Origin of the sequence: Prauserella flavalba (assembly GCF_003202235.1) — a bacterium.
In the GTDB taxonomy this organism is placed as follows: Bacteria; Actinomycetota; Actinomycetes; order Mycobacteriales; family Pseudonocardiaceae; genus Prauserella_A; species Prauserella_A flavalba.
On the sequence record NZ_MASU01000029.1, the window covers coordinates 1 to 1,763 of the forward strand.

The 1,763-nt window shown below is 73.1% G+C and carries 2 protein-coding genes; both read right to left on the reverse strand.

Features of this window, described 5'->3' with window-relative positions; genetic code table 11:
• Positions 1 to 147: 147 nt before the first annotated feature.
• Entirely contained in the window at positions 148 to 1,248 is a 1,101-nt protein-coding gene (locus BA062_RS38435; protein WP_110344042.1) for a hypothetical protein, read from the reverse strand.
• A complete protein-coding gene (locus BA062_RS38440) occupies positions 1,245 to 1,631 on the reverse strand; it encodes a hypothetical protein (RefSeq protein ID WP_110344043.1) in 387 nt (128 codons plus the stop codon). The genes BA062_RS38435 and BA062_RS38440 overlap by 4 nt, the downstream gene beginning before the upstream one ends.
• Positions 1,632 to 1,763: the final 132 nt, after the last annotated feature.

A 1,763-nucleotide genomic window follows, 5' to 3' on the forward strand; every position in this document is an offset into this window, starting at 1 on the left:
CGGCTTGCGCCTGCCCGACGAGCGCCGCGTGCTGCTCGGCAGTCAGCGGCATCCCGTCGCGCCTGCACGGCTGCGCGGTTCTGCCGCGCGTGAACGACGCGTCGGAGAGCAGCCGCTCGGCGTGCTGCCGCATGTCGGCGTCGGCCATCACGCGTCACCGTCCGCTGCGGCGCCGTCCTCGAGCTGGGCGAGCACGATGTCGAGCGCGCGCTTGGGCTCGGTGCTGCTCAGGCAGCGCTCCAGCATGTCGATCGCCTGGTGCGCTTCCAGGCGGTTGAGATCGTTCGACGAGGTCAACCGGGTGTTGAGCAGCAGGCCGAGAATCCGCAGCTTGTCGTCGCGGTCGGTGACGCCGAGGTCTCCGAACTGGGCGTGGAGCTTCGTGACCTGGTCTCGGGTCGCCTTCTTCTTCTCGTCGCCCGGCTTGACCGGCTCGAGCTCGGGTGCTGGCGCTTCGTGCTCGTCGAGGGCCGGTTCGGGCTCAGGATCGGGCTCACCGGGCAGCGGCGGCCCGGCCACCGGCGCGGGTGCGGGGGCGGGCTGTGCGCGACGAGCCGGCGCTTCGACGCGCTCGGCGGTCGCTTGCGTGGCCGGCCTCGCCTCGGCCACTGGGGTGGTGCGGCGGCGGGCGGTGCGCTTCGGCGCCTCGGCCTCGACGGGCGCGGCCTGCTCGTCGTCGATCTCCTCGGCGGTGTAGGCGATACCGAGGATCGCGTCGGCAGCGATCAGGCGTGCGCACTCGGCGGTGGCGCGTGCGACGAGCATCGCGCCGGGCTGCTTCTTCCAGTTGTCCTTGGTGTGCAGGCCGAGTCCGCGCGCACGCTCCATCGTCCACTCGGAACGCTCGATCCGGTCGGAACCGGCGCGGCGCCCGGCGACGATCGCGCGGGCCGAGGTCTGCTCCTCGACCCAGATCTCGTGTCCGTGGGACTGCACGATCGCGCGCAGGGTGATCGCCCGGGGCGCGGCCGTCCCGCTGATCACGTCGAACGAGCGCAACGAGCCGAGCGGGGACAGGCCGACCTCGGCCCCGGCGAGGATCGCGGCCGCGGCGTCGTAGGGCTTGTCCCGGAATCCTTGCGGGCAGAACGGCGTGCTGACGAGGCCCTTGGCGAGGTGCATGGCGGCGTCGGCGCTGTGCGCCCACTCGACGAGCGCGGCGGCCTGCGCGGGCAACGCAGACGAGCGCGGAGCGGGGGCTGCGACGGCGGTCGTGTCGGGCTGGTACGGGGCGATGGCGGTGCTCAACGGATAACTCCTGTCCAGGGGTCGATGTGGCGGTAATCGAGAAGGTGAGAGCGGCGCACGATTTGGCAGCCCGTGCACTGGCACGCGAGGTGCGCGCGTTCGGCGTCGGTGTAGGCGTCGGGGTTCTCGACGCGGTGCCCGGCGAGCACCTCGCACGCGGCGCGCTGCGCGGCGTGGTATTCGTAGCGCAGCTCGGCGAGGTTCTCGGCGAGCAGCGCCTCGCGGCAGTCGCAGGCCGGGCGGTGGTCACGGCATGCGGCGAAACGCGGGTCCAGCGTGTTGCGCGGCAGGGAGTAGGCCACACGCGCCGGGTTCCGGAACCCACCGGGGCCGCCGTGGAAGGTGATGGTGGGCAGCGGGCCCACGAGGTCGGTCGAGGTCACGCGGCGGGCTCCTCGCGCAGGATCTCCAGGCGGCGGCGCGGCACGCTGCGCGGCGGCACCGCGGGGTTGCCGACGAGGTCGCGGGCGCCCTTGTCGAACTCGGCGACCTGCTGCGCGTACAGCAGTTGGCGA